Genomic DNA, 21346 nt, shown 5'->3' with positions numbered 1-21346 from the left:
CCCGCGGGACGGCGCCTTTTCTCCATGCAGATCCTGTTATCGCAAGTTAGGCACCACGCGCTTCTGCCAGATGGCGCGCAATCACCGCATTTGCTGGTGCAGCAGCAGCGGCCCGTTCGAGAAGCAGCAGCCCACGCGACCGGTCCCGCCCGCTCTCCACCAGCAGCCAGCCCAGCGTATCCATTACCGAAGGATGCTCCGGGGCAAGATCATGGGCAAGCTCGGCGATTTCCAGTGCTTTGCGCGCGTTGCCTGTACGGCTGTGTGCAAAGGCGAGATTGTTGAGGACCATGGCATTCGAATTGCCGGTCCAGCCGCGCAGTTCCTCATAGGCATCAATCGCTGCGCGCCAGTTTTCTTCCCGCAAGGCACGGTCTCCCGCAGCCAACAAATTGCTGAGCCGTTCCGCTGGCGGCGAATCGACTAATACGCGGTTGGCCTCGACCGAGCGACCTGATGCTCGTGCGGCAGCATTGAACAAGGCGACATCTTGCGAAGTTCCGCGCGCGCTGCTGGCGAGCGGATGGATTGTAGCGAACGCTCGTTCGGCATCGCCGCTTTCAAGCTGTGCACGGGCCAGCAGGCGGCGGACCTCAACATTGCTAGGTGTTCGGCGCAGAAGTGTGGCTAGGCGCGGTATCGCCTGTTCGGGCAAATCAAGTTCGACGAATGCACGCGAATAGAGCAATTGCTGCCGCGTATCCTGTCGCCCTTCTATAGGCTGGAGCATGTCACGCACTTCGCTCCAGTCATTATCCTCGGCCGCGAGCCGCGCCTGCAGGTACACCAGGTCGGGATCGCCCGGGATGCGGTGCGCAAACTCCTCTATGAGGGGGCGCGCCTCTTCCATGCGGCCCAGATCACCCAATACGCCGATACGGCCCAATATTGCTGCCCGGCTTTCCGGCCATCGCCGCATAGCCTGCTCGTAATAACCCAGTGCCGCACGCATCTCACCGCGCGCTTGCGCTATACGCGCGCTCGCAAGCAGCGGATCGAGGGAAGACGGTGCGGCAACACGCGCTGCTGTGGCGAGCCGCTCAGCCGCGCTGGAATCGCCAGCCTGGAGCATGAAGATGGCGTAATCAGCCTGAAGACGAGCTTTTTCTCCGCCTTGGGCCAACCCTGCCTCGAACGCTGCCTGCGCCGCGCGGACATTCCCCAATCCGATCTGGGCGAGCGCCACGATACGCGCGCCTTCGGCGGTTTGCAGCGCCTCCCCTTGCGCGAGAGCCGTCTCGTAATCACCGCTCAGCAAGTTCGCCTCGGCAACGAGGGCGGCATGGCCTTCTGCCTGCCCTCCAAGCCGTTCGAGCCGAGCCAGAGATGAAGCAGCGCCCTCCCCGTCTCCCAGTTGAAACTGGGTTCGGGCGAGCAGCAGGAGTGCACCGGCATTCTCGGCATTTTCTTGCAGCACGCTGGCCAGATCGAGGCGCGCTTCGGAAAAGCGGTTTTCCGCAAAAGCCACCTCTGCGCGCTCCATGCGTTCTTCGGGCGACAGGCCGCAGGCAACTAACATGAGGGCGAGCGCTATGGCGGATGTGGTACGAATGGCTTTTCTCATGGCCGCCCATAATCCGATTTGGGTTGAAAACCCGTTTACTGCGCAAGTCACTCCACGCCACTGGTCATGAAGGCTGGAGGCGGCTAAGGCGCGCGCAACACACCATCGATTGATCAAAGGTTACAGATTCATGGGATTCCGCTGCGGGATCGTTGGCCTGCCCAATGTCGGCAAGTCCACCCTATTCAACGCTCTGACTGAGACGCAGGCTGCACAGGCTGCCAACTACCCGTTTTGCACCATCGAGCCCAATGTAGGGCAGGTGGCGGTGCCCGACGAACGGCTCGACAAGATTGCCGCAATCGCAAAAAGCGCGAAGGTCATTCACACGCAACTCGGCTTTGTCGATATTGCGGGGCTTGTGAAGGGTGCCAGCGCGGGCGAAGGCTTGGGCAACCAGTTTCTCGGTAATATCAGGGAGGTGGACGCGATTGTTCACGTTCTGCGTTGCTTCGAGGATGACGATATCCAGCACGTGTCGAACAAGGTCGATCCAATCGCCGATGCGGAGGTTGTGGAGACCGAGCTGATGCTGGCCGATCTCGAGAGCCTTGAGAAACGCGTCGACAATGCGGCCAAGCGCGCCACGGCCGGTGACAAGGAAGCCAAGGCGCTCGCCAGCGTGTTGGGACAAGCGCTGCAATTGCTGCGTGATGGCAAGCCCGCCCGCCTCACTGCGCCGAACGATGACGAGGAAGCGCGACTTTTTGCGCAGGCGCAGCTCCTTACCGCCAAGCCCGTGCTCTACGTGTGCAACGTTGCAGAGGACGATGCCGCCAACGGCAATGCCTTGTCGGAGAAGGTATTTGCGAAGGCCGCATCCGAAGGGGCCGAGGCCGTGGTCGTTTCCGCAGCGATCGAGGCCGAGCTGGTAGAAATGCCGGCGGAAGACCGTGCCGAATTCCTCGCTGAAATGGGTCTTGAAGAGAGCGGGCTCGCACGAGTCATCCGCGCCGGATACCAGTTGCTTGGTCTCAAGACTTTTTTCACCGCCGGGCCGAAAGAATCGCGTGCCTGGACCTTCCCCGAAGGTGCCCTCGCACCGCAAGCCGCTGGCGAAATTCACACGGACTTCGAACGCGGCTTCATCCGCGCCGAAACCATCGCCTACGAAGATTACGTGTCACTCGGCGGCGAAACGGCGGCCAAGGATGCCGGGAAACTGCGTCAGGAAGGCAAGGAATACGTCGTACAGGATGGCGACGTAATGTTGTTCAAGTTCAACGTATAACCGGGCCATCAGGCCGCGTCCTGCCGAACAGCCGCCGCACGGGTGTGGCGATGGCCGCAGCGAGGATCAGCAGGGCAATGCCAAGCGGTTGTAGCAGCTTGGCAAGGACAGCGAGGACGCCGACATTCTTCGCCACGGCCACGCCCACGCCTGTCGCGACAAGCCCGGCCACGCCATAATTCGCAACATTATCGCGTTGGGCGTCGAAATCGGCATAGCGCGCGCCCGGATTGAAGGTGACGCGGCCTGACAGGTCATCTCCCGCCGTGCGGATTTCATCAAGCTGGTCCATTGTCCCTACGACATTCATGCTCAGGACACCGCGCCGGCCAAGGACCCGAAGATCGTAATGCAGCGTGTGCGGCTCACCGTCGAAGAAGCGCAGCTCGCGCGCCCATGAAACGGTGTTGGCTACGCTATCGTGGCGCGGCTCTTGCGCCCAGCCCATGATTTGCACTTCGGGGAAACCCTGGGCTCGGCGCTGCGGATTGAGCGCTCGCGTCGCGGATTGCATCTGAGCGAGCAGCTCTTCGTAGTCGGCGTCACGCGCATTCTCTCCCGAAACCCAGCCAATCGGCTCCCAAGTCACCACTGCGCCCCACGACCTTTGATCGGGTGTCGCATCGGCAGGCATGATGATCCCAAGGACGCCATCGGCCTCTGCAGGTGGATTTTCCCATATGTCGATCAGGATGGTTCGCGCGCCCGACGGTCCGTAAAAGCGATAGTATTCACCGAGATGCAACTCCGCCTCGGCTTCAGGCAGAGCAATCGATCCACTCTCGGGCTTGAGAGACGCCACGGCCGCCGGTGCCTGCGCGGCAGCAGGAAACTGCATCAGCAGCATGGCTAAAAAGGTAAGAAGCAGGCTTCGCATGGCCCGCAATGTAGCGCGCAAGGCTTACCGCAAGGTGGATTTGCGTTTCACACAAAAAACGGCGCGGAAAGCATCTGCCTTCCGCGCCGCAACTCATTCAAATTAAGCTAGCTTACTGCGCCATCTGCTGGTCGGCGTAGATCGACCACAAATTGGCAATCGGCGCACGATCACCGGTTACGCGCGAGAAGTGATCTTTCGCTGCAGCGTAATTGCCCTGCATGGCATGGGTGATCCCCATGCGAGTATGGGCCGTGTTGGGATTGCCACCACGCTCCAGAGCAAGTTCGTAGAACCGCTGTGCCTGGGCATAATCGTCAAGCGAATAGAGCACATCGCCGGTTGCCAAGGCATCCAGCGCATCACCGCTCTCACCTTCGGCAACGTAAGTCGAAACCTGCCTGCGGTCGGTCGCTGCGCGCGGCGTCGCGATACCGGTGAGCTCGGTGTAATAAGCATCGCCTGTATCAATCACACCGTTCTGCACACCGTGTTGAAGCACCGACAAGACCTCATTGCCCATGATCCGCGGATCGAGATCCTCAGCAAAGCGGAACAGCTCGCCACGGGTCGTGATCGTGTTGGTAGCCTGCATCAGTCGGAAAAGATCAATCCGGGCAGCAGGCTCAAGCTCATAATAGGCATTGAGAATCTGGACGGCATTGGTCCAGTTCCGCTGGGTTGGATAGTGCCGTGCGACCAGCGCCGACATCTCCGTGGCCTGCTGGGTCAGGTTGTTGTCGAGGCTGTCCTGCAATGCACGCAACAACCAGCGTTCGGGTACGGCTTGCCCTGCCGCGAAGCGCGTCTCGGCGATGCCCTTGATGTACGCGACACCGGCTGCCGGGTTGCCTTCAGCAACATAGCTCTGATGCATCACATATTCGGGATCGTTGCCAGGCTCCGAATCGCTATCAACATATCCGTTGGCCAAAGCCCGTTCGATCGCTTGACGAGCGACTGCATAATCACCGGCATTATACGCGAAATTGGCGCTATACCAGTGGAACTGGCCAAGTTGCTCGGGAGCGACCTTGCCGCTGGCCAGCATGGTGTCAATGCCGCGACGCCGCAGCACATCATCATTGAGATTCTGGCCGATAATCAGCGCGAGATTGCCTGCTGCCATTCGATCATCCGGCGTTTCGATTGCAGCGAATACAGCTTCGATCTGAGCGCGAGCACCGGCATGGTTCGGGGTCTCTCCCTGCGTCATCTGCGCGACAGGCTGGTAGGCTTCCACGAAGCCGGACGAATGATCTTGCGCATAGGCCGCGGGTGCGGTGGCGGCGGCGCCCAAGGCGGCACCTCCGGCCAAGGCAATGGCCATGGCGAAATGAGACGATTTCCGGCGAGCGGAACGGAAGGCGGCAAACATGGATATTCTCTCCTGAAAAACTTCTTGTGGCAGCCTGCGCTGCCGCGTCGTTCGAGGGCGGTTTAGGATTACAACGCCCGAGATTGCAAATCTGTCCTACAAATATGCCGCTGAATGGGGTTTTAACGCAATGGAAAAAGGCCAGGTTGCGTCTCGTCGAGGGCTTCAACGAGCCGCGCTCGACCCGCAGCGGCCGCCAAGTGTGGAAAAGCCCTACTTTCTCCCCATCTAACACCCTGCAAAACTGGCGCTAGGCCACCCCTTCCCCTAGGATTTGGGGATAAATCGAACAGTCATGGATACCACCATTCAGTGAGCGACGAGACCGATAATCTCACGCCGCCTGCGGCACCTGAAAACTTCGGACGCATCGACATCGTCGATGAGATGAAGACCAGCTATCTCGATTACGCGATGAGCGTAATCGTGAGCCGCGCCCTGCCCGATGTGCGCGACGGATTGAAGCCGGTTCACCGCCGCATTCTTTATGCCGCACAGGTTGGCGGCTACACCTCGTCCAAGCCCTATCGCAAATCGGCAAAAATCGTCGGTGAAGTCATGGGTAGCTATCACCCGCATGGCGACAGCGCTATTTACGACGCGCTGGCCCGTATGGTGCAGCCGTGGTCGCTTCGCCTGCCGCTGATCGATGGTCAGGGCAATTTTGGCAGCATGGACCCCGATCCGCCTGCCGCGATGCGCTACACCGAAAGCCGCCTTGCTAAGGCAGCCGAGCCGCTGCTGAACGATCTCGACAAGGACACGGTTGATTTCGTCGACAATTATGACGGTTCCGAGCAGGAGCCATCTGTTCTCCCTGCGCGGTTCCCCAATCTGCTCGTCAATGGCGCCGGCGGTATCGCGGTGGGCATGGCGACAAACATTCCGCCGCATAATCTTGGCGAAGTGATCGATGGCTGTTTCGCCTATATGGACGATCCTGGCATAACGTCCGAACAGCTGCACGAAATCATTCCCGGACCCGATTTCCCGACAGCACCGCTGATTCTGGGCAAGGCAGGCGCACGTTCGGCCTACACGACCGGTCGCGGATCAATCCTCATGCGCAGTCGGCACGAAATCGAGGTCGGTCGTGGCGACCGTGAAAGCATCGTGTTGACCGCGATACCTTATCAGGTCGGCAAGGCTGGCCTGGTCGAAAAAATTGCCGAAGCGGCGAAGGAAAAGCGCATTGATGGCATTTCCGATATCCGCGACGAATCGAGCCGCGCCGGTGTCCGCGTGGTCATCGACCTGAAGCGCGATGCCACGCCCGAAGTGGTGCTCAACCAGTTGTGGCGGCACACACCCGCGCAATCGAGCTTCCCGGCCAATATGCTCGCAATTCGTGGTGGACGGCCTGAAACGCTTGCTTTGCGCGATTTCATCCAGGCTTTCATCAACTTCCGCGAAGAAGTTATCACGCGGCGCACGAAATACGAATTGAACAAGGCACGTGATCGTGCCCATATCCTGCTCGGCCTGGTGGTCGCTGTTTCCAATCTCGATGAAGTCGTGGCGATGATCCGTGGCTCGTCCAATCCGCAAATCGCGCGCGCAAAGCTGCTTGAGAAGAAGTGGCCCATCGGTGAAATCGCGCAATATATTGCGCTGGTCGAAGCGATCGAGCCGAGCGATACTGAAGAAGGCGGCACTTACCAGCTTTCCGAGCGCCAGGTTCGCGCCATCCTCGAACTGCGCCTTCATCGCCTGACCGCGCTTGGGCGCGATGAAATTGGCGGTGAATTGCAAGAGCTTGCCGACAAGATCGAATATTATCTCTCGCTTCTGGCCGACCGAATCAAGCTGTATGAAGTTATGCGCCAGGAATTGCAGGACGTGCGCGACCAATTCGCTACGCCGCGTGTTTCTGAAATAGCGCCGGCCTGGGACGGGCTTGATGACGAAGACCTGATCGAACGCGAGGAAATGGTCGTAACCGTCACCCACGGCGGTTACATCAAGCGCACACCGCTCGAAGCCTTCCGCGCTCAGCGACACGGCGGCAAGGGCCGTTCAAGCATGGCGACGAAAGATGAAGACGCGGTCGTCGAAATGTTTGTAACATCGACGCATAACCCCGTGCTTTTCTTTACCAATACAGGCCGTGTCTATCGCCTGAAAGTCTGGAAACTGCCCGAAGGCGGGCCGCAGACCAAGGGCCGGCCGATGGTCAATCTGTTGCCGCTGGGCGATGGCGAGCGCGTCACGAATGTGTTGCCCCTGCCCGAGGACGAAGATGACTGGGCCGCGCTTAATATCGTCTTCGCCACCGAACAGGGCATGATCCGTCGCAATTCGATGGACGCTTTCACCAACGTGCCAACGGCAGGCAAATACGCGATGGGCTTTGTCGAGGACAGCGGCGACCGCCTGATCGGTGTAAGACTGCTTACCGAGGAGCAGGAGATCTTTCTCGCTTCCGACGCCGGCAAGGCGATCCGCTTCGCCGCTACCGATGCCCGCGAGACCAAGAGCCGCACCGGTATCGGCGTGCGCGGCATGGCGCTGAAAAACGATGCCAAGGTTGTCAGCCTTGCCATCCTCGACCGTCTCGACGCCGATATGGAAACGCGCGATGCCTATCTGCGCGCGGCCGCGTGGAAGAACAACGAGAACGAACCGACGCTCGATGCAGACACGATGGCGAAAATGGCGGATGAGGAAGAGTTCATCCTCACCATCACCGCCAATGGTTATGGCAAGATCTCGTCCGCCTATGAATACCGCACGATCGGTCGCGGCGGACAGGGATTGACCAACATCGGCTCACCCGACAGCAATCCAGATCGCAACGGCCCGGTCGTCGCCAGCTTCCCTGTGCGACATGGAATGCAACTGATGCTCGTGACGGATCGCGCGAAACTGATCCGCTTGCCGATAAACTTCCGCCACATGACCGAAGGCGGTTTCGAAAACCACGAAGGCTGGGCGGTCTATGGTCGCACGTCGTCGGGTATCCGTATCTTCGACGTTGCCAAGGGCGAACATATCGTCGGCGCAGCACGCATCGATGAGGATGAAAGCCCCGAGAATGAGGCCGAAGAGGCTGTTGTGGAGGAAATGCTGGAGCGGCGCGGTGGAGGTGACGAAACCGAGCCGAAAACCACTCTGCACTCTGACGACAATCTCGACGACCAAGATACTGACGAAAGCTGACTTTCGCACCTGATCATGAGATGATTATTTAACGTATGGCGTGCGATAACGGGCTTCACCTCTGGAGTCCGGCTGATGAAATTCGTTTCGCTCAAGTCACGCGGTGGGAATTATCTCGTCGTCGCGGCGAATGTCGCCTGGTTGCGGTCTGACGAGAACGGTCAGACCAAAGTCGGGATCGTTGGTTCAACGCCCCTGCTTGTTGTCGGCAGTATCGAGGAAGTCGCCGCGCAGATCGGGGCTGAATAAGTCAGCCTCGCTTCGACGCGCTCTACTCCGCACCGCCCTTGACCACCCGCAATTCCGGATCGCGCTTCCGCAAGGTTGTCACTACGCCCACCGTAAGCAGGAACATGCCGAGGTAGTAGATCGGCCAGACAAGATACTCGGAAATCTGGGTGCCCGATAGCGGCCCCAGTCCGGCGAAAATCAGCAGGTCAGAAACTACGAAGAGGATGGCACCCGCGCCAACGCGAATGCGTGGGAAATCGCTCGCCCATGCACCTGCCGCCATTCCGCCCAATGCCAGCGCATAGAGCGTTACCGGCCAGGACAGGCGATCATCATAGGGCAGGAAATAGGCGACGAAGGGCGTCCCAAGAAGAAGCACGATGAATACAAGGCTGTCGCGCCCTTCCAAGGGCGGACGGCGGTGCCGCAACAGCATGACGATCATGATTACATGCGCGACAAAGAACGCCGCTCCGCCAAGGATCAGGTCGAACTCGATCGCCATGTCTCCGATGGCTGCCACGACCAGGGCACTTGCCAGCAGGTGCGCGGATTTTGATGAATGGCGCATCCAGCAATAGAGCGCGAGGAAACCGACCGCGCTTCCCTTGATCGGAACAAGGTACATTTCAGGCAAGTTGCTCGCCCGCAAATAGTAGAACGCCAGCGCCGCGATGACACTGAGCACGAGATAGGGGCGTTTGTTCACAAGGGCACGACGCGGCATCCGGCCAGACCTAAAGGTCACGCAGCGTTTGCGCCAGCGTGCAATCGCACTTATCTGCCGCCTCTCTATGGAAAAACTCGCATGACACATCAGGTCAACATCATTGGCGGCGGCTTGGCCGGAAGCGAAGCGGCCTGGCAGCTTGCCCGTCGCGGCATCCGCGTTCGCTTGTCCGAAATGCGCGGTGGTGGAGGCTCGACCCCGGCGCATCACACCGACGGCCTGGCCGAACTTGTGTGCTCTAACTCCTTCCGCTCGGATGATGACGAGAAGAATGCAGTCGGCCTGCTGCATCACGAAATGCGGCGACTCGATTCGATAATCATGCGCGCAGGCGAAGTGGCACGTGTGCCGGCTGGCAGCGCGATGGCAGTGGACCGTGATGTGTTCAGTGCCGAGGTCGAAAGGGCGCTACAGGACCATCCCAATATCGAAATCGTACGCGAAACTGTCGAGCAACTGCCGTCCGAGGGCATGACCATTGTTGCAACCGGTCCGCTTACCGCCGCGGCAATGGCGGACAGCATTATCGATGTCACCGGAGAAGATCGGCTCGCCTTCTTCGATGCCATCGCGCCCATCGTCTATCGCGACAGTATCGACATGGACAAGGCGTGGATCCAGTCTCGGTGGAACAAGACCACGATCGCTTCCAACGAAGGCGGCGATTACATCAACTGCCCGATGACCAAGGAGCAGTATCTCGCATTCCATCAGGGACTGATTGATGCCGAAAAGGGCGAGTTCAAGGAATGGGAAGCCGACACGCCCTATTTCGATGGCTGCATGCCGATCGAGGTGATGGCGGAACGCGGCGTCGAAACTCTACGCTACGGGCCAATGAAGGGCGTGGGGCTGGATAATCCCTATGACACCAGCGAAGAGCATCCGCAGGGCAAATGGCCCTATGCCGTGGTGCAGTTGCGGCAGGACAACAAGCTGGGCACGCTTTGGAACATGGTCGGTTTCCAGACCAAGATGAAATATGGCGCTCAGGTTGAGCTGTTCCGCACAATTCCGGGTCTGGAGAATGCCGAGTTTGCGCGTCTGGGCGGGATGCACCGCAACACCTTCCTCAATTCACCCGTGCTTCTCGACAGGCAATTGCGGCTGAAGAGCGCTCCGCACATTCGCTTTGCCGGACAGGTCACCGGCTGCGAAGGCTATGTCGAAAGCAGCGCTGTCGGACTGATGGCGGGCATGATGGCGGCGAATGAGCTGGCGGGCGAGGTATGGAGCCCCCCTCCCAAGACATCGGCTATGGGCGCTCTGCTCAGCCACATTACCGGCGATGCGGAAGCGGCAAGCTTCCAACCGATGAACGTCAATTTCGGCCTGTTCCCGCCGCTCCACGATGTGAAGAAAAAGGTGCGCAAGGAAGCATATACCAACCGTGCCAAGGCTGAATTCGGCACATGGCTTGATGGTTTGCGCGTTCCTGCCTGATCAGCAATTACAACGAGGGCGCGAGTTGCTCCGGCGAGCAGGCGCGCTGGTGGCAAATTCGGCGGGCGTCAGTTCCTCATCACCATTGCCGTCCATTTCGTCGAACCGGTTGGCCGTGGTCACCGCCCATTCCTCGAACGTCAGCAGGTTGTTGCCGTCGACATCGAGATTGCGGAAGGAATTGGTCCGCGTGGAGAGCATCTCGTTGCGAGTGATCTTCATATCGCGGTTGCGGTCATAGCGGAAGAAACGGCGTTGTTCGCGCGTCAGTTCGCTGGCCTCCGGCGGCGCCGGGCCTTCCATGTCGCCAACATCGGCCGTGGGAAGAGCATTGGGGTCTTCCTCCTCGACAAGCTCCACCGGCTCTGGAGGAGGCGCGGCCTTTTCCACCTGCGCCCTGCCCTGCATCCAGAACAGCCCCAACGTAGCCAGCACAAGCGCGCCGAAAGCGCCCAAGAGCATGCGATTCATCGTGAATTCTCCTTATGGCGCATTCTACTCTACCGCCCGGTGATGCCAACCCTGATTGCGAGTGCCATCGCTCCTGCACCATCGAGCAGGTGAGACTTGTCGCCAATCCAAGCCCGTCGTGAAAGTGCGTGAAGCACCGCAAGTGGCCGCAAGGCGCGAGGTAGTCTTGCCCGCTCCCAGCTTTCCTTGTCCGCCATATTGCTCGCGACAACCACCTCCTCCGGTCGAGACAGATTACGCACGAGATCGAACAGGGTGATCTCCTTTGCCGCTCGCTCGATGGCGGAGCTAGTGCTGCCAGTGCCAAGGCCATCGCCAAGTGCCGACCACGCTTGCGCCTTGCCGCGGCTGAAGGACGTGACCGCCGCACGGTCCAGCGTATCTCCCAGCAGCGTCTCCCATCCATCGACGAGCGGAACGAGTCGCTTCGTATCGCCACCCCAGGCCTTGAACAGTGCCAGTAGCGGTTCACCCAGCGGCCAGTCTTCGGGATCGCCCGACAGCCTCTCGCGCCACCACGCCAGCTTCATCTGGGCAATGATCGCTTCGCCATCTCCGCGCACAATCCCGGTAAGCCGCGCGTCCAGCGCAAGCAGGGCCAACGTATCAGCCTTGGCCGAAGCGGGCGCATAGCTGAGCGCGAGGCGGTGCGCGATCGGCAGGCTTTGCAGGAGCGGTTCATCCATATGCGCGCCGGTGCCCGTGACGCATACGTTTCGTCAAGGATGTTCGCGTAACAGACTCTCCGAACGACAGGGGTCAGACAATCAATGACGCGGAAATCGCAACGCAAGCACACCAAAACCCGGCGATTTCAGGGTGCAGGAAACATTAACCATTTCACTTCAGAACTTGCTTACCCGCGGTCGGGTATTTCCCTGCAAAGATAGATCAATTCTCGCAACAGACAGGCACCGCCATGATCACCAAGATCCGTCGTCATATCGCTCGCATGACCGGTTGTTCCAGCGGGAACGCCACCTTGCTGGTAGCGCTTGGAATGCCCGTCCTCATTGGAGGCGCGGGCCTCGGTGTTGACGTAACACAGTGGTACATGTGGAAGCGCGAATTGCAGTTCGCAGTAGACCAGGCGGCAGTTGCCGGTGCCTGGGCACGCGCAGAAAGCTCGACCGAAACCACTTACCAATTGCGCGCGACACAAGAATTCGACGCCAACCTTTCGGTGACAGACGATTTCAATGCCGCCCCGACTGTTACGCTGGCCGACTATGCCGGCGGTTCGCTGAACTCGGTGGCTGTATCGGCTACGGCGAGCAAGGTGCTGCCCTTCACCAACTTCCTGACGGGCGGCGACACGACAATTTACGCCTACGCGCAGGCAAGCTTCGAAGAAGGCACGACCTTCACAAGCTGCCTGATCGCGCTGGATGACGATGATGAGGGTGCCATCACCATTGGTGGTAGTTCGGTGCTGACCGCTAGCTGCGGTCTCGCGGCGCTTTCAACCGATGCGACTGCGATCAAGGTCAACGGCAACCCGACTGTCGATGCGGGGTGGATTCTTGCAGCTGGCGGGATCGATCAATGGCTGAAAGACAATACCGACGACGTCATCATCGAGAATATGGAAGGGCTATACGATCCCTTCGAGGAGCTTACGCCGCCAAATCCGACTGAATCGCGACCTAATCGCACATATAGTTGCTCGGCCGAACCCACGTTCACCACGGCTGACATCCGGACGCGAACCGTAATACAGTACGACTATTTTCAAGGCTCAAACGAACGGAATGCGACGGGTTGGTCCAACGGCGAAGGCAAGGAAGACACTGACCTTACCACCGACGCAACCCAGCAATCAGTTCCCAATGGAACGACCGAGGGAACTGTCGAGTCCAGTTCGGTCACTTGGCGAAACATGGGCGGCAATGGCAATAATCGCAAATGGGAACGCAAGACAGAAACGGTCTACAAAACCTATTCGAACATCACGACAACGGGAGGTGCACAGGCGGGCAGCGTCCGTCCTGGCACGTACAGCGGAATTCACGTCGGGTGTAATACTGCCTTCGCCCCAGGCGTCTACAACATCGTCGGCGGCGGTCTCAAGATCACTGGCCAACATGAAGTTACTGGCTCCGGCGTGATGTTCGTTCTTTATGACGGCGCATGGATCGACATCGCAGGCGGAGCGGACATCAATCTTACGGCCATGCAGGCATCGGACTTGATGTCGCTGGGCGTCGGAGCCGATGAGGCCAATCGCCTCGCCGGTATGCTGGTTTTCGAAGATCGCAATTCCCGTGGCAGCGGCAAGACCAAGATGAATGGTAACGCGAATACGGTCTTGAACGGAACCATGTATTTTCCCGTGAGCGAAGTGTTCTTCGCAGGCACGGTGGGCGTGACCAGCCAGTGCCTGATGATTGCTGCCAACAACATCACCATCACCGGTACGACGAATATGTCTACCTTCTGCCCGGCAGGTTCGTCCGAAGATGAAGTGGTGGCAACGACGGCTGCGAAAGTTAGGCTGGTCGCATGATGCGTCAACTCGCCAGTTTTGCCCGCTTGCGTTGCAATGAAGACGGCTCGATGGCTATCGAGACGGCATTCGTCGCGCCCATCCTGCTTGTTCTTGCGCTGGGCGGCTTCGAAGTCAGTTCGATGGTGGCTCGCCAGACGGAGCTGCAGACGGCTGCCGCCGAGGCAGCAACTGTTGTGCGTGCGACCATCCCCGAGACGGTCGAGCAGCAGAACACCGTTCGCGATATCCTCGTCACGTCGACCGGCCTGACCGCAGAGCAAGTAACCATCACGCCGATTTACCGCTGCGGTACGGCGCAAGACTATGTCACAGTTGCAGATAGTTGTGGTTCGGACGCCGAATACAAGTTTATCCGGGTCGATTTGCGAGACACTTATGCACCGGTCTGGACCAAGTTCGGTGTCACTTCGGGCTTCGACTTCAATATTCGCCGCACTGTACAGATCGGATGATTATGACGAACTTCATTCGCCGCCTTCGGGCCGACACTTTGGGCGCTGCTGCGATCGAATTCGCACTGATCGGTCCGGCTTTCATCGTGATGATGCTGGGCGTGCTGCAAGTCGGCATGGGTTTGCAAAGCTACAACGCGATGCGGAACCTGTCCGCCGACGTGGCGCGCTATTCGATGGTGCAATACCAGACGGGTAATGCCATCTCGAATTCGCAAATCCGCACCTGGACGCGCAACCATGCAAAGGGCGCTCCCTATATGCTCGATCCAGACCGTCTTGGTGTCACTATCCGCGATGCTTCGACGCAGCGTGTGGCCGATGCAAAAGAGCTGGAAATCATCGTGACTTACCAGATTACCAGCGTTCTGGAGTTTATCGATATCGATGGCCCGACGCTCGATTTCGAGCGTCCGGTTTTCTTGCTCGAACCATGATCTCCCTGCGGGTCGCAGGATGGTCGGCACGCTAGCAGCACCGACGCAAGACTGAAAAAGGCGGACGTGGCATATTGCCGCGCCCGCCTTTTTCATGCCTGCAATTCGCTCTTGTTAGTCGGCGTAACACACCTTCTTGCAAGCGGAGACTACGCGGGCCTTGTCGATCAGCGCCAGCTTCTCGAGGTTTGCGGCATAGGGCAGCGGCACATCCTCGTTGCAAACGCGCAATACCGGCGCATCGAGATGGTCGAAGCCTTCTTCCATGCAAATAGAGGCCACTTCCGAAGCAATCGAGCACGTCGGCCACCCCTCTTCGGCAATTACCAGGCGATTGGTCTTGGCCAACGATGTGAGGATAGCCTCGCGATCGAGTGGGCGCAGGGTGCGGAGATCAATAACCTCGGCCTCGATACCCTGCTCGGCCAGTTCGTCTGCCGCCTGCAGCGAGATGCCAACACCGATCGAGTAGGAGACGATGGTGACATCGCTGCCTTCACGCATGATGCGTGCCTTGCCGATCGGCAGGACATGGTCATCGAGCTGCGCAACTTCGAAGCTCTGGCCGTAGATAAGCTCGTTCTCGAGAAACACGACTGGATCTTCCGAACGGATCGCAGCTTTCATCAGGCCCTTGGCGTCCTGCGCATCGTACGGCGCGATCACGATCAGACCCGGCACGCTGGCGTACCATGGTCCATAGTTCTGGCTGTGCTGGGCTCCGACACGGCTGGCAGCACCGTTAGGACCACGGAACACGACAGGGCAGCGCATCTGGCCGCCCGACATGTAATTGGTCTTGGCTGCCGAGTTGATGATGTGGTCAATCGCCTGCATGGCGAAGTTGAAGGTCATGAATTCCACGATCGGGCGCAGACCGCCCATCGCAGCGCCAGTTCCGATACCGGCGAATCCGTACTCGGTAATCGGCGTATCGATGACCCGCTTGGGCCCGAATTCGTCGAGCAGACCCTGTGTGACCTTGTAGGCACCCTGGTACTCGGCGACTTCCTCACCCATCACGAACACGCGTTCGTCGCGGCGCATTTCTTCGGCCATGCCATCGCGCAAGGCTTCGCGCACGGTGAGCTTCACCATGTTGGTGCCTTCGGGAATGGCCGGATCATCGGCGCGCGCAGCAGGCTGCGGCTTGGTCACTTCAGCTTCGCTCGGTTCGCGGCCCACATCCTTGCCTTCGCCGGGAACATCGGCAACTTCTTCCGAGCCAGAAGGTGCAGAGACATCGGCGACGTCTTCACCCTCGCCTGCAAGGATCGCGATGACCGTGCCGACCTTCACTTCTTCCGTGCCTTCTGCGACCAGGATCTTGCCCACGGTGCCTTCATCGATGGATTCGAATTCCATCGTTGCCTTGTCGGTCTCGATTTCGGCCAGAACATCGCCGGCAGAGACGGTATCGCCTTCTTTCACCAGCCATTTGGCCAGCGTGCCTTCTTCCATGGTGGGGCTGAGGGCGGGCATCTTGAGTTCAATAGCCATGGCTCAATACTCCTCCACCAGGACATCGGTGTAGAGTTCGCCCGGTTCCGGCTCGGGGCTTTTCTCGGCAAAGTCGGCTGCTTCTGAAACGGTTGCGCGAATGGCCTTGTCAATTTCCTTCAGCTTCGCCTCGTCCATACCGCCGCTCGTCAATTCCTTCTTGAGCCGCTCGATAGGATCGTGGTTTTCACGCTGGTCCTGCACTTCTTCACGCGTCCGGTATTTCGCAGGGTCGGACATGGAGTGCCCGCGATAGCGATAGGTATTGCATTCCATCAGCACCGGGCCGTTACCCTCCCGCACGTATTTGAAAGCGATTTCGGCAGCTTGGCGAACAGCGAGGACATCCATGCCATCAACTTCCATGCCGGGGATGCGGAATGCCGTACCGCGGCGATAGAATTCGGTCTCTGCCGAGGAGCGCTTGACCGCCGTGCCCATGGCATACTGGTTGTTCTCGACCACGAACACGATCGGCAGCTTCCACAGCGCCGCCATGTTCATCGTTTCGTACACCTGTCCCTGGTTTGCTGCACCATCACCAAAATAGGCCAAGCACAGTCCGCCGTCTTCGTTGTACTGGTGGGCGAAGGCGAGACCGCCGCCGAGCGAAACCTGCGCACCGACAATGCCGTGACCGCCGTAGAATTTGTGCTCGGTGCTGAACATGTGCATCGAGCCGCCCTTGCCCTTCGAAATCCCGGCAGCGCGGCCGGTCAGCTCTGCCATGATCACATTCGGATCGATGCCATAGGCGAGCATGTGGCCATGATCGCGGTAACCAGTGATGACGCTGTCGACATCATTGTTGAGCGCGGATTGCAGGCCGATGGCGACCGCTTCCTGACCGATGTACAAATGGCAGAAGCCGCCGATCAAGCCGAGGCCGTAGAGTTGGCCTGCCTTTTCCTCGAAACGCCGAATGAGCAGCATTTGCTCATAGAAATGCAGCAGTTGCTCATCGCTGGCGGAGTAGCGTTTGTCCTTGTCCAGTGCTTCCTGCAGACTGCGCAGTGCGAAGTTGGGATCATCGGTGGCGGCGCTTGTCTCGGCCTTCTTCTTGGCTGGAGTGCGCTTGCCCTTGCTTGAGCTGGGTTTGGTGGCCTTGGCCAATGCATTTCCCCTCTTTGCGCCGTGGCAGTGTCCACCGGCGTTCGGTTGTTAAATGCCTATACGCGCGGAAATGTTTGGCTGGCAACGCTGCGCATACGAATTTCGCCTAGCTGGTTATTTCGCTGAAGCGCGCTTACCAAAAGCGTTCGGGGATCAATGCTGTTCGCCGAGATCGACTACCACTTCATCTTGATGCGCAACGCCCAGGTCGCGCCGGACAAGTTCGGAAGAGAGATCGGGGTCGACATTGTCGGGATCGAGTAATTCGACCCTGTTTGCAAGTTCGGCACGCTCTTCCTCGAGCGCGGCAATGCGTTCTTCATGGGCTTCAAGTTTGGCGGCATTGTCGCTCCAGGCAAGCAGGCCCGACGGTCCCATGAAGGCCAGCATTCCGATAAGGATCAGGAGCAGCAACGCCAACGCGTTGCCCACCCGTTCGCGGGCCACCTCTCGCTTGTTGCGCAGATCATTCATGACAGCCCTTGAATCACAGCCTGCGATTTGATTCAAGCCGGATGCGGTGGAACCTGCGGATAGCAGGAGCGTCAATCGAGTGCTTGCCCGAATCCGTGTAACAAGTTACAGATGAAACCATGACTGACCTTTTCGAAAATCCGATCGGCCTTGATGGCTTTGAGTTTGTGGAATTCTGCGCGCCCGAAAAGGGCCAGATCGAACCTGTGTTCAAGGCGATGGGTTTTCAGCACGTCGCCAACCACCGTTCGAAAGATGTACAGCTCTGGCGGCAGGGCCAGATCAATCTGATCATCAATTACGAACCGCGCAGCGCCGCATGGTTCTTTGCCCGTGAACACGGACCGTCTGCATGTGGCATGGGTTTCCGCGTCAAGGATGCGGCGAAAGCCTATGATGAACTGCTCGCGCGCGGTGCAGAACCCGTGGATGTCACGACAGGTCCGATGGAACTGCGCATTCCCGCAATCCGCGGAATTGGCGGAGCAATTGTTTATCTGATCGACCGATACGAAGATCAGGATGGAAATGGCCTTTCCATTTACGACATCGACTTCGAATATATCGAAGGCGTGGACAAGCACCCCGAAGGTGCTGGCTTCAACGTCATCGATCACCTGACCCACAATGTCTACGGTGGGCGCATGGCCTATTGGGCCGACTATTACGAAACGCTGTTCAACTTCCGCGAAATCCGGTTTTTCGATATCAAGGGCGAATACACCGGTCTGACGTCGAAGGCGTTGACCGCACCCGATGGCAAGATCCGCATCCCGCTCAACGAGGAAGGCGAAGGCGGCAAGGGCCAGATTGAAGAGTTCCTGCGCGAATTCAACGGCGAAGGTATCCAGCACATCGCCCTTATCTGCGACGATCTTGTTGCCGCATGGGACAAGCTCAAGGAATTCGGCGTACCGTTCATGACCGCGCCGCCCGAAACATATTACGAGATGCTGTCGGAGCGACTGCCCGGCCACGGCGAGCCCGAAGACGAATTGAAGGCGCGTGGAATCCTGCTTGATGGTACGACCGAGGGCGGCTCACCTCGCCTGTTGCTGCAGATCTTTGCAGAGGCTCAGGTGGGTCCGGTGTTCTTCGAATTCATCCAGCGCAAGGGTGACGAAGGCTTCGGCGAAGGTAACTTCAAGGCGCTGTTTGAAAGCATCGAACGCGACCAGGTGAAGCGCGGCGTGCTGAATGTCGATGCTGAAAAAGTGGTCGACGCCTGACACTGGCGCAGCGAATCCGGTTTGATGGTTGTCTCTATTCTATCGCCGGATTACACGGTCGCCCGGCGCGCCCGTAGCTCAGTCGGATAGAGCATCGGATTCCTAATCCGGGGGCCACAGGTTCGAATCCTGTCGGGCGCACCAATTGTCGCAGTCAATTCAACTTGTCGGGCGGCGCGACCGGGAATGGTAGAGGTGCAACCTGCACCCCTTCCTCCAGCAGATCCTGAGCTTCCTTTGCGCTCGCCTCCCCATGAATCGGGGCCTGCTCCTGATCACCGTAGTGCATGGCACGCGACTGCTCGGCAAACTTCTTGCCGACCCACTTGCTGTCTTTGAGTGCCTTGGCCTGAGCGTCGGCCAGCCTCTCTAACGCCTGCGCGACCTCAGGTGGCATGGGAGCATTGGAAACTCCCCGACTTGCCTGGGTGGCAGAGACTTGTGTTTCACTCGTGTCCGTCGAGACTGTAACCGCGCTATTTCCCTTGCGACCCACTGCGGGCGCCATAGGTGCCTTGGCGACTTCGCTGGCGCCGCATTCCGGACAGCTAATCAGGCCGCCTTCGCGTTGTTCGATGAATTTTTCGGACGAGCCGAACCAGCCCTCGAAACGATGGCCGTTGATGCACGAAAGGTCGTAAACGATCATTGTGCTCGCGATCTAGGGATATCGCGGCGGTTCGCAAGACTCGGCAACTGGCTGCGGACTTCAGCAATCCGGTCGAGATCAATGTCGCAAAAGCCGAGGCCGGCCTCGTCTCCGCCCATATCGAGCAAGACGTCACCCCACGGGTCAACCACCAGCGAATGGCCAAAAGTGCGCCGCCCGTCCTCGTGCTCCCCGACCTGTGCAGCGGCGATGACGAACGCGCTCGATTCGACCGCCCGCGCCCGTTGGAGCAGGTGCCAATGCGCCCTGCCCGTCGGGACGGTAAAGGCAGCGGGCGTTGCGATCGCATTACAATTCTGGCGTCCAAGCTCTTCAAACAAAGCCGGAAATCGAATGTCATAGCAGATAGTCAACCCGAGCCGACCCAGCGGGGTGTCAGAGCAGCTTACCGCGCTCTCACCCGGATCATAGGCGCTCGATTCCTGCCAGCTCTCACCGCCATCCAGCGCCATGTCGAACATGTGTATCTTATCATAGCGGGCGGCAACTTTCCCAGTATTGTCGAACAGGATCGTCCGGTTCGACCACCCGCCCTGATCGTTTACGACGGGTAGTCCGAGCGAAATCCAGATGCCCGCTTTCGCAGCGCCTTCCCCCACTTCCGTCACCAACGAACTTTCGTCTTCCGGCACAATGTGTTCATTCGCCCGTTCGCGCTTGCGATCAAGCAACCCCGCCATTTCTGGCGTGAACAGCATCTTCGCGCCAACACTTGCCGCCCCTCTGGCCGCATCGCAAATTGCCGCGGCATTCGCATCTGGATCGACGCCCGATGTCATCTGCAAGAGCGCGATCTTGGGCATGTTTTTCTACCTACAAACCAAGAAGCGCGTCGAGTTTGCCATCGCGTTCAAGTGCGGCGAGATCATCCGACCCGCCGATTGCCTGATCGTCGACAAAAATTTGTGGCACAGTCATCGCGTCGGGTTTGCGCTGCATCATCTCGTCACGCTTCTCCCCGCCCATCGATATGTCATATTCGGCATAATCAACGCCTTTTTCGTCTAGCAATCGCTTTGCCCGCACGCAGAATCCGCAAAAAGCTTTGGTGTAGATTTCGACCTTGGGTGTGCTCACGTGTTTTCCTAACCTGTTCGACCCGCCATTTTCGGCACCGTTGATTGACCACGATATAGGCCAATTTGCATTCTTGAAACCCGCGTCAGGCCAACTATGTTCCTATCACGGACGCCATGGATGGGTCCGTAATACGTCAAATTGCTCAACAGAGGATTTGTTAAAATGAACCGTTTTGACCTTACACCCTATCGTCGTTCCACCGTCGGTTTCGACCGGCTGTTCGATCTGCTGGAAAACAACAACCGTGGATCATCGGGCGACAATTACCCCCCGTTCAACATCGAGCGCCGCGATGAGGATGCCTACCGCATTACCATCGCAGTAGCAGGCTTCCGTGCGGGTGACATTGACATTACCGCGCAGCAGAACTTGCTGACTGTCCAAGGCAAGAAGCGCGATGAAACCGTCGATGGCGAGATGCTCCACATGGGCATCGCCAATCGCGGGTTCGAGCGCCGCTTCGAACTGGCTGACTACGTACGCGTGGAAAATGCCGACCTGCGTGATGGCCTGCTCGTAATTGACCTGGTGCGCGAAGTGCCAGAAGCGATGAAGCCCAAGAAGATCGCAATCGGCGGGAATACGCTCGAAGTGGTCGAGGGCGACAAGAAGGATGATGGCAAGGCTGACGCCGCCTGATCATCCGGTACTTTTATAATTGAATCAAATGGAGGCGGGCCCGCTAAAGCCCGCCTCCTCGGCGCAATGCGCCGACTCGCCAGCCGCCTGATCATCCGGTACTTTTATAATTGAATCAAATGGAGGCGGGCCCGCTAAAGCCCGCCTCCTCGGCGCAAT

The 21346-nt window shown here is 58.8% G+C and carries 21 protein-coding genes and 1 tRNA gene; 10 read left to right on the top strand and 12 right to left on the bottom strand.

What is annotated here, in order from left to right:
* Nucleotides 1-46: 46 nt before the first annotated feature.
* A complete protein-coding gene (locus AAC850_RS05460) occupies nucleotides 47-1564 on the bottom strand; it encodes a tetratricopeptide repeat protein (RefSeq protein ID WP_340587657.1) in 1518 nt (505 codons plus the stop codon).
* A gap of 130 nt (nucleotides 1565-1694) precedes the next feature.
* Here AAC850_RS05460 and ychF point away from each other — a divergent pair, with 130 nt between their 5' ends.
* A complete protein-coding gene (gene ychF / locus AAC850_RS05455) occupies nucleotides 1695-2795 on the top strand; it encodes a redox-regulated ATPase YchF (RefSeq protein WP_340587656.1) in 1101 nt (366 codons plus the stop codon).
* Here the strand turns inward: ychF and AAC850_RS05450 are convergent.
* Nucleotides 2785-3672 (bottom strand): DUF2167 domain-containing protein, encoded by an 888-nt coding sequence (locus tag AAC850_RS05450; RefSeq protein WP_340587655.1) that lies wholly within the window; start codon nucleotides 3670-3672, stop codon nucleotides 2785-2787. The two genes, ychF and AAC850_RS05450, sit on opposite strands and share 11 nt — an antisense overlap.
* A gap of 112 nt (nucleotides 3673-3784) precedes the next feature.
* Complete coding sequence (locus tag AAC850_RS05445) at nucleotides 3785-5002, bottom strand: tetratricopeptide repeat protein (protein ID WP_340587654.1); 1218 nt, start codon at nucleotides 5000-5002, stop codon at nucleotides 3785-3787.
* A 360-nt stretch (nucleotides 5003-5362) separates the two neighbouring features.
* Between AAC850_RS05445 and gyrA the strand changes: the two genes are divergently transcribed.
* Both gyrA and AAC850_RS05435 read left to right on the top strand, forming a co-directional pair.
* Nucleotides 5363-8209, top strand: coding sequence for a DNA gyrase subunit A (gyrA, locus tag AAC850_RS05440; RefSeq protein WP_340587653.1), 2847 nt, complete (start codon nucleotides 5363-5365; stop codon nucleotides 8207-8209).
* Between the two features lie 75 nt (nucleotides 8210-8284).
* Entirely contained in the window at nucleotides 8285-8458 is a 174-nt protein-coding gene (locus AAC850_RS05435) for a hypothetical protein (protein WP_340587652.1), read from the top strand.
* 22 nt (nucleotides 8459-8480) lie between these two features.
* On the opposite strand, the gene AAC850_RS05430 is transcribed toward AAC850_RS05435, so the two are convergent.
* Entirely contained in the window at nucleotides 8481-9167 is a 687-nt protein-coding gene (locus AAC850_RS05430) for a lysoplasmalogenase family protein (protein WP_340587651.1), read from the bottom strand.
* A gap of 81 nt (nucleotides 9168-9248) precedes the next feature.
* Between AAC850_RS05430 and trmFO the strand changes: the two genes are divergently transcribed.
* A complete protein-coding gene (gene trmFO / locus AAC850_RS05425; RefSeq protein WP_340587650.1) occupies nucleotides 9249-10613 on the top strand; it encodes a methylenetetrahydrofolate--tRNA-(uracil(54)-C(5))-methyltransferase (FADH(2)-oxidizing) TrmFO in 1365 nt (454 codons plus the stop codon).
* On the opposite strand, the gene AAC850_RS05420 is transcribed toward trmFO, so the two are convergent.
* Nucleotides 10614-11084 (bottom strand): EF-hand domain-containing protein, encoded by a 471-nt coding sequence (locus AAC850_RS05420; RefSeq protein WP_340587648.1) that lies wholly within the window; start codon nucleotides 11082-11084, stop codon nucleotides 10614-10616.
* A 29-nt stretch (nucleotides 11085-11113) separates the two neighbouring features.
* On the bottom strand, nucleotides 11114-11770 hold the full coding sequence (locus AAC850_RS05415; RefSeq protein ID WP_340587647.1) for a hypothetical protein: 657 nt from the start codon (nucleotides 11768-11770) through the stop codon (nucleotides 11114-11116).
* 233 nt (nucleotides 11771-12003) lie between these two features.
* Here AAC850_RS05415 and AAC850_RS05410 point away from each other — a divergent pair, with 233 nt between their 5' ends.
* From AAC850_RS05410 to AAC850_RS05400, 3 genes are read left to right on the top strand one after another with little or no spacing between them, the layout of a single operon-like run.
* A complete protein-coding gene (locus AAC850_RS05410; RefSeq protein ID WP_340587646.1) occupies nucleotides 12004-13590 on the top strand; it encodes a TadE/TadG family type IV pilus assembly protein in 1587 nt (528 codons plus the stop codon).
* Nucleotides 13587-14045: a TadE/TadG family type IV pilus assembly protein gene (locus AAC850_RS05405; protein ID WP_340587645.1), complete on the top strand. Its 459-nt coding sequence runs from the start codon at nucleotides 13587-13589 to the stop codon at nucleotides 14043-14045. The genes AAC850_RS05410 and AAC850_RS05405 overlap by 4 nt, the downstream gene beginning before the upstream one ends.
* Nucleotides 14046-14047: 2 nt before the next feature.
* Nucleotides 14048-14482 (top strand): TadE family protein, encoded by a 435-nt coding sequence (locus AAC850_RS05400; RefSeq protein ID WP_340587644.1) that lies wholly within the window; start codon nucleotides 14048-14050, stop codon nucleotides 14480-14482.
* Between the two features lie 114 nt (nucleotides 14483-14596).
* Here the strand turns inward: AAC850_RS05400 and AAC850_RS05395 are convergent, their stop codons facing one another.
* The 3 genes from AAC850_RS05395 to AAC850_RS05385 all read right to left on the bottom strand — a co-directional run bounded on the left by AAC850_RS05395 (nucleotide 14597) and on the right by AAC850_RS05385 (nucleotide 17569).
* Nucleotides 14597-15982, bottom strand: coding sequence for a pyruvate dehydrogenase complex E1 component subunit beta (locus AAC850_RS05395; RefSeq protein WP_340587643.1), 1386 nt, complete (start codon nucleotides 15980-15982; stop codon nucleotides 14597-14599).
* Between the two features lie 3 nt (nucleotides 15983-15985).
* Nucleotides 15986-17095 carry a pyruvate dehydrogenase (acetyl-transferring) E1 component subunit alpha gene (pdhA, locus tag AAC850_RS05390; RefSeq protein WP_340587642.1) on the bottom strand — a complete coding sequence of 370 codons (1110 nt, stop codon included), beginning with the start codon at nucleotides 17093-17095 and terminating at the stop codon, nucleotides 15986-15988.
* 153 nt (nucleotides 17096-17248) lie between these two features.
* Nucleotides 17249-17569, bottom strand: coding sequence for an FtsB family cell division protein (locus AAC850_RS05385; RefSeq protein WP_340587641.1), 321 nt, complete (start codon nucleotides 17567-17569; stop codon nucleotides 17249-17251).
* 119 nt (nucleotides 17570-17688) lie between these two features.
* On the opposite strand from AAC850_RS05385, the gene hppD reads away from it, so the two are divergent.
* Entirely contained in the window at nucleotides 17689-18798 is a 1110-nt protein-coding gene (gene hppD / locus AAC850_RS05380) for a 4-hydroxyphenylpyruvate dioxygenase (RefSeq protein ID WP_340587640.1), read from the top strand.
* Between the two features lie 67 nt (nucleotides 18799-18865).
* Nucleotides 18866-18942 (top strand) — tRNA-Arg (locus AAC850_RS05375).
* A gap of 10 nt (nucleotides 18943-18952) precedes the next feature.
* Here AAC850_RS05375 and AAC850_RS05370 read toward each other — a convergent pair.
* The 3 genes from AAC850_RS05370 to grxC are packed head-to-tail and all read right to left on the bottom strand — an operon-like array spanning nucleotide 18953 to nucleotide 20545.
* Nucleotides 18953-19447: a DUF1178 family protein gene (locus tag AAC850_RS05370; protein ID WP_340587639.1), complete on the bottom strand. Its 495-nt coding sequence runs from the start codon at nucleotides 19445-19447 to the stop codon at nucleotides 18953-18955.
* Nucleotides 19444-20271 carry a carbon-nitrogen hydrolase family protein gene (locus AAC850_RS05365; RefSeq protein ID WP_340587638.1) on the bottom strand — a complete coding sequence of 276 codons (828 nt, stop codon included), beginning with the start codon at nucleotides 20269-20271 and terminating at the stop codon, nucleotides 19444-19446. Before AAC850_RS05365 ends, AAC850_RS05370 begins: the two co-directional genes overlap by 4 nt.
* A gap of 10 nt (nucleotides 20272-20281) precedes the next feature.
* On the bottom strand, nucleotides 20282-20545 hold the full coding sequence (gene grxC, locus AAC850_RS05360) for a glutaredoxin 3 (protein WP_340587637.1): 264 nt from the start codon (nucleotides 20543-20545) through the stop codon (nucleotides 20282-20284).
* 165 nt (nucleotides 20546-20710) lie between these two features.
* Between grxC and AAC850_RS05355 the strand changes: the two genes are divergently transcribed.
* Nucleotides 20711-21187, top strand: a complete 477-nt coding sequence (locus tag AAC850_RS05355) for an Hsp20 family protein (protein WP_340587635.1) — start codon at nucleotides 20711-20713, stop codon at nucleotides 21185-21187.
* Nucleotides 21188-21346 lie beyond the last annotated feature (159 nt).

The sequence above is a fragment of the Erythrobacter alti genome (genome assembly GCF_037996805.1).
GTDB lineage: Bacteria > Pseudomonadota > Alphaproteobacteria > Sphingomonadales > Sphingomonadaceae > Alteraurantiacibacter > Alteraurantiacibacter alti.
The sequence above is the reverse complement of the archived record's forward strand: the minus strand, read 5'-3'. Positions and strand labels throughout refer to the sequence as shown.

What these genes read in the sequence shown, in the direction of transcription:
- AAC850_RS05460 (WP_340587657.1), bottom strand. Translation starts at nt 1,564, where the DNA reads ATGAGAAAAGCCATTCGTACCACATCCGCCATAGCGCTCGCCCTCATG.
- ychF (WP_340587656.1), top strand. Translation starts at nt 1,695, where the DNA reads ATGGGATTCCGCTGCGGGATCGTTGGCCTGCCCAATGTCGGCAAGTCC.
- AAC850_RS05450 (WP_340587655.1), bottom strand. Translation starts at nt 3,672, where the DNA reads ATGCGAAGCCTGCTTCTTACCTTTTTAGCCATGCTGCTGATGCAGTTT.
- AAC850_RS05445 (WP_340587654.1), bottom strand. Translation starts at nt 5,002, where the DNA reads ATGGCCATTGCCTTGGCCGGAGGTGCCGCCTTGGGCGCCGCCGCCACC.
- AAC850_RS05435 (WP_340587652.1), top strand. Translation starts at nt 8,285, where the DNA reads ATGAAATTCGTTTCGCTCAAGTCACGCGGTGGGAATTATCTCGTCGTC.
- AAC850_RS05430 (WP_340587651.1), bottom strand. Translation starts at nt 9,167, where the DNA reads ATGCCGCGTCGTGCCCTTGTGAACAAACGCCCCTATCTCGTGCTCAGT.
- trmFO (WP_340587650.1), top strand. Translation starts at nt 9,249, where the DNA reads ATGACACATCAGGTCAACATCATTGGCGGCGGCTTGGCCGGAAGCGAA.
- AAC850_RS05420 (WP_340587648.1), bottom strand. Translation starts at nt 11,084, where the DNA reads ATGAATCGCATGCTCTTGGGCGCTTTCGGCGCGCTTGTGCTGGCTACG.
- AAC850_RS05415 (WP_340587647.1), bottom strand. Translation starts at nt 11,770, where the DNA reads ATGGATGAACCGCTCCTGCAAAGCCTGCCGATCGCGCACCGCCTCGCG.
- AAC850_RS05410 (WP_340587646.1), top strand. Translation starts at nt 12,004, where the DNA reads ATGATCACCAAGATCCGTCGTCATATCGCTCGCATGACCGGTTGTTCC.
- AAC850_RS05405 (WP_340587645.1), top strand. Translation starts at nt 13,587, where the DNA reads ATGATGCGTCAACTCGCCAGTTTTGCCCGCTTGCGTTGCAATGAAGAC.
- AAC850_RS05400 (WP_340587644.1), top strand. Translation starts at nt 14,048, where the DNA reads ATGACGAACTTCATTCGCCGCCTTCGGGCCGACACTTTGGGCGCTGCT.
- AAC850_RS05395 (WP_340587643.1), bottom strand. Translation starts at nt 15,982, where the DNA reads ATGGCTATTGAACTCAAGATGCCCGCCCTCAGCCCCACCATGGAAGAA.
- AAC850_RS05385 (WP_340587641.1), bottom strand. Translation starts at nt 17,569, where the DNA reads ATGAATGATCTGCGCAACAAGCGAGAGGTGGCCCGCGAACGGGTGGGC.
- hppD (WP_340587640.1), top strand. Translation starts at nt 17,689, where the DNA reads ATGACTGACCTTTTCGAAAATCCGATCGGCCTTGATGGCTTTGAGTTT.
- AAC850_RS05370 (WP_340587639.1), bottom strand. Translation starts at nt 19,447, where the DNA reads ATGATCGTTTACGACCTTTCGTGCATCAACGGCCATCGTTTCGAGGGC.
- AAC850_RS05365 (WP_340587638.1), bottom strand. Translation starts at nt 20,271, where the DNA reads ATGCCCAAGATCGCGCTCTTGCAGATGACATCGGGCGTCGATCCAGAT.
- AAC850_RS05355 (WP_340587635.1), top strand. Translation starts at nt 20,711, where the DNA reads ATGAACCGTTTTGACCTTACACCCTATCGTCGTTCCACCGTCGGTTTC.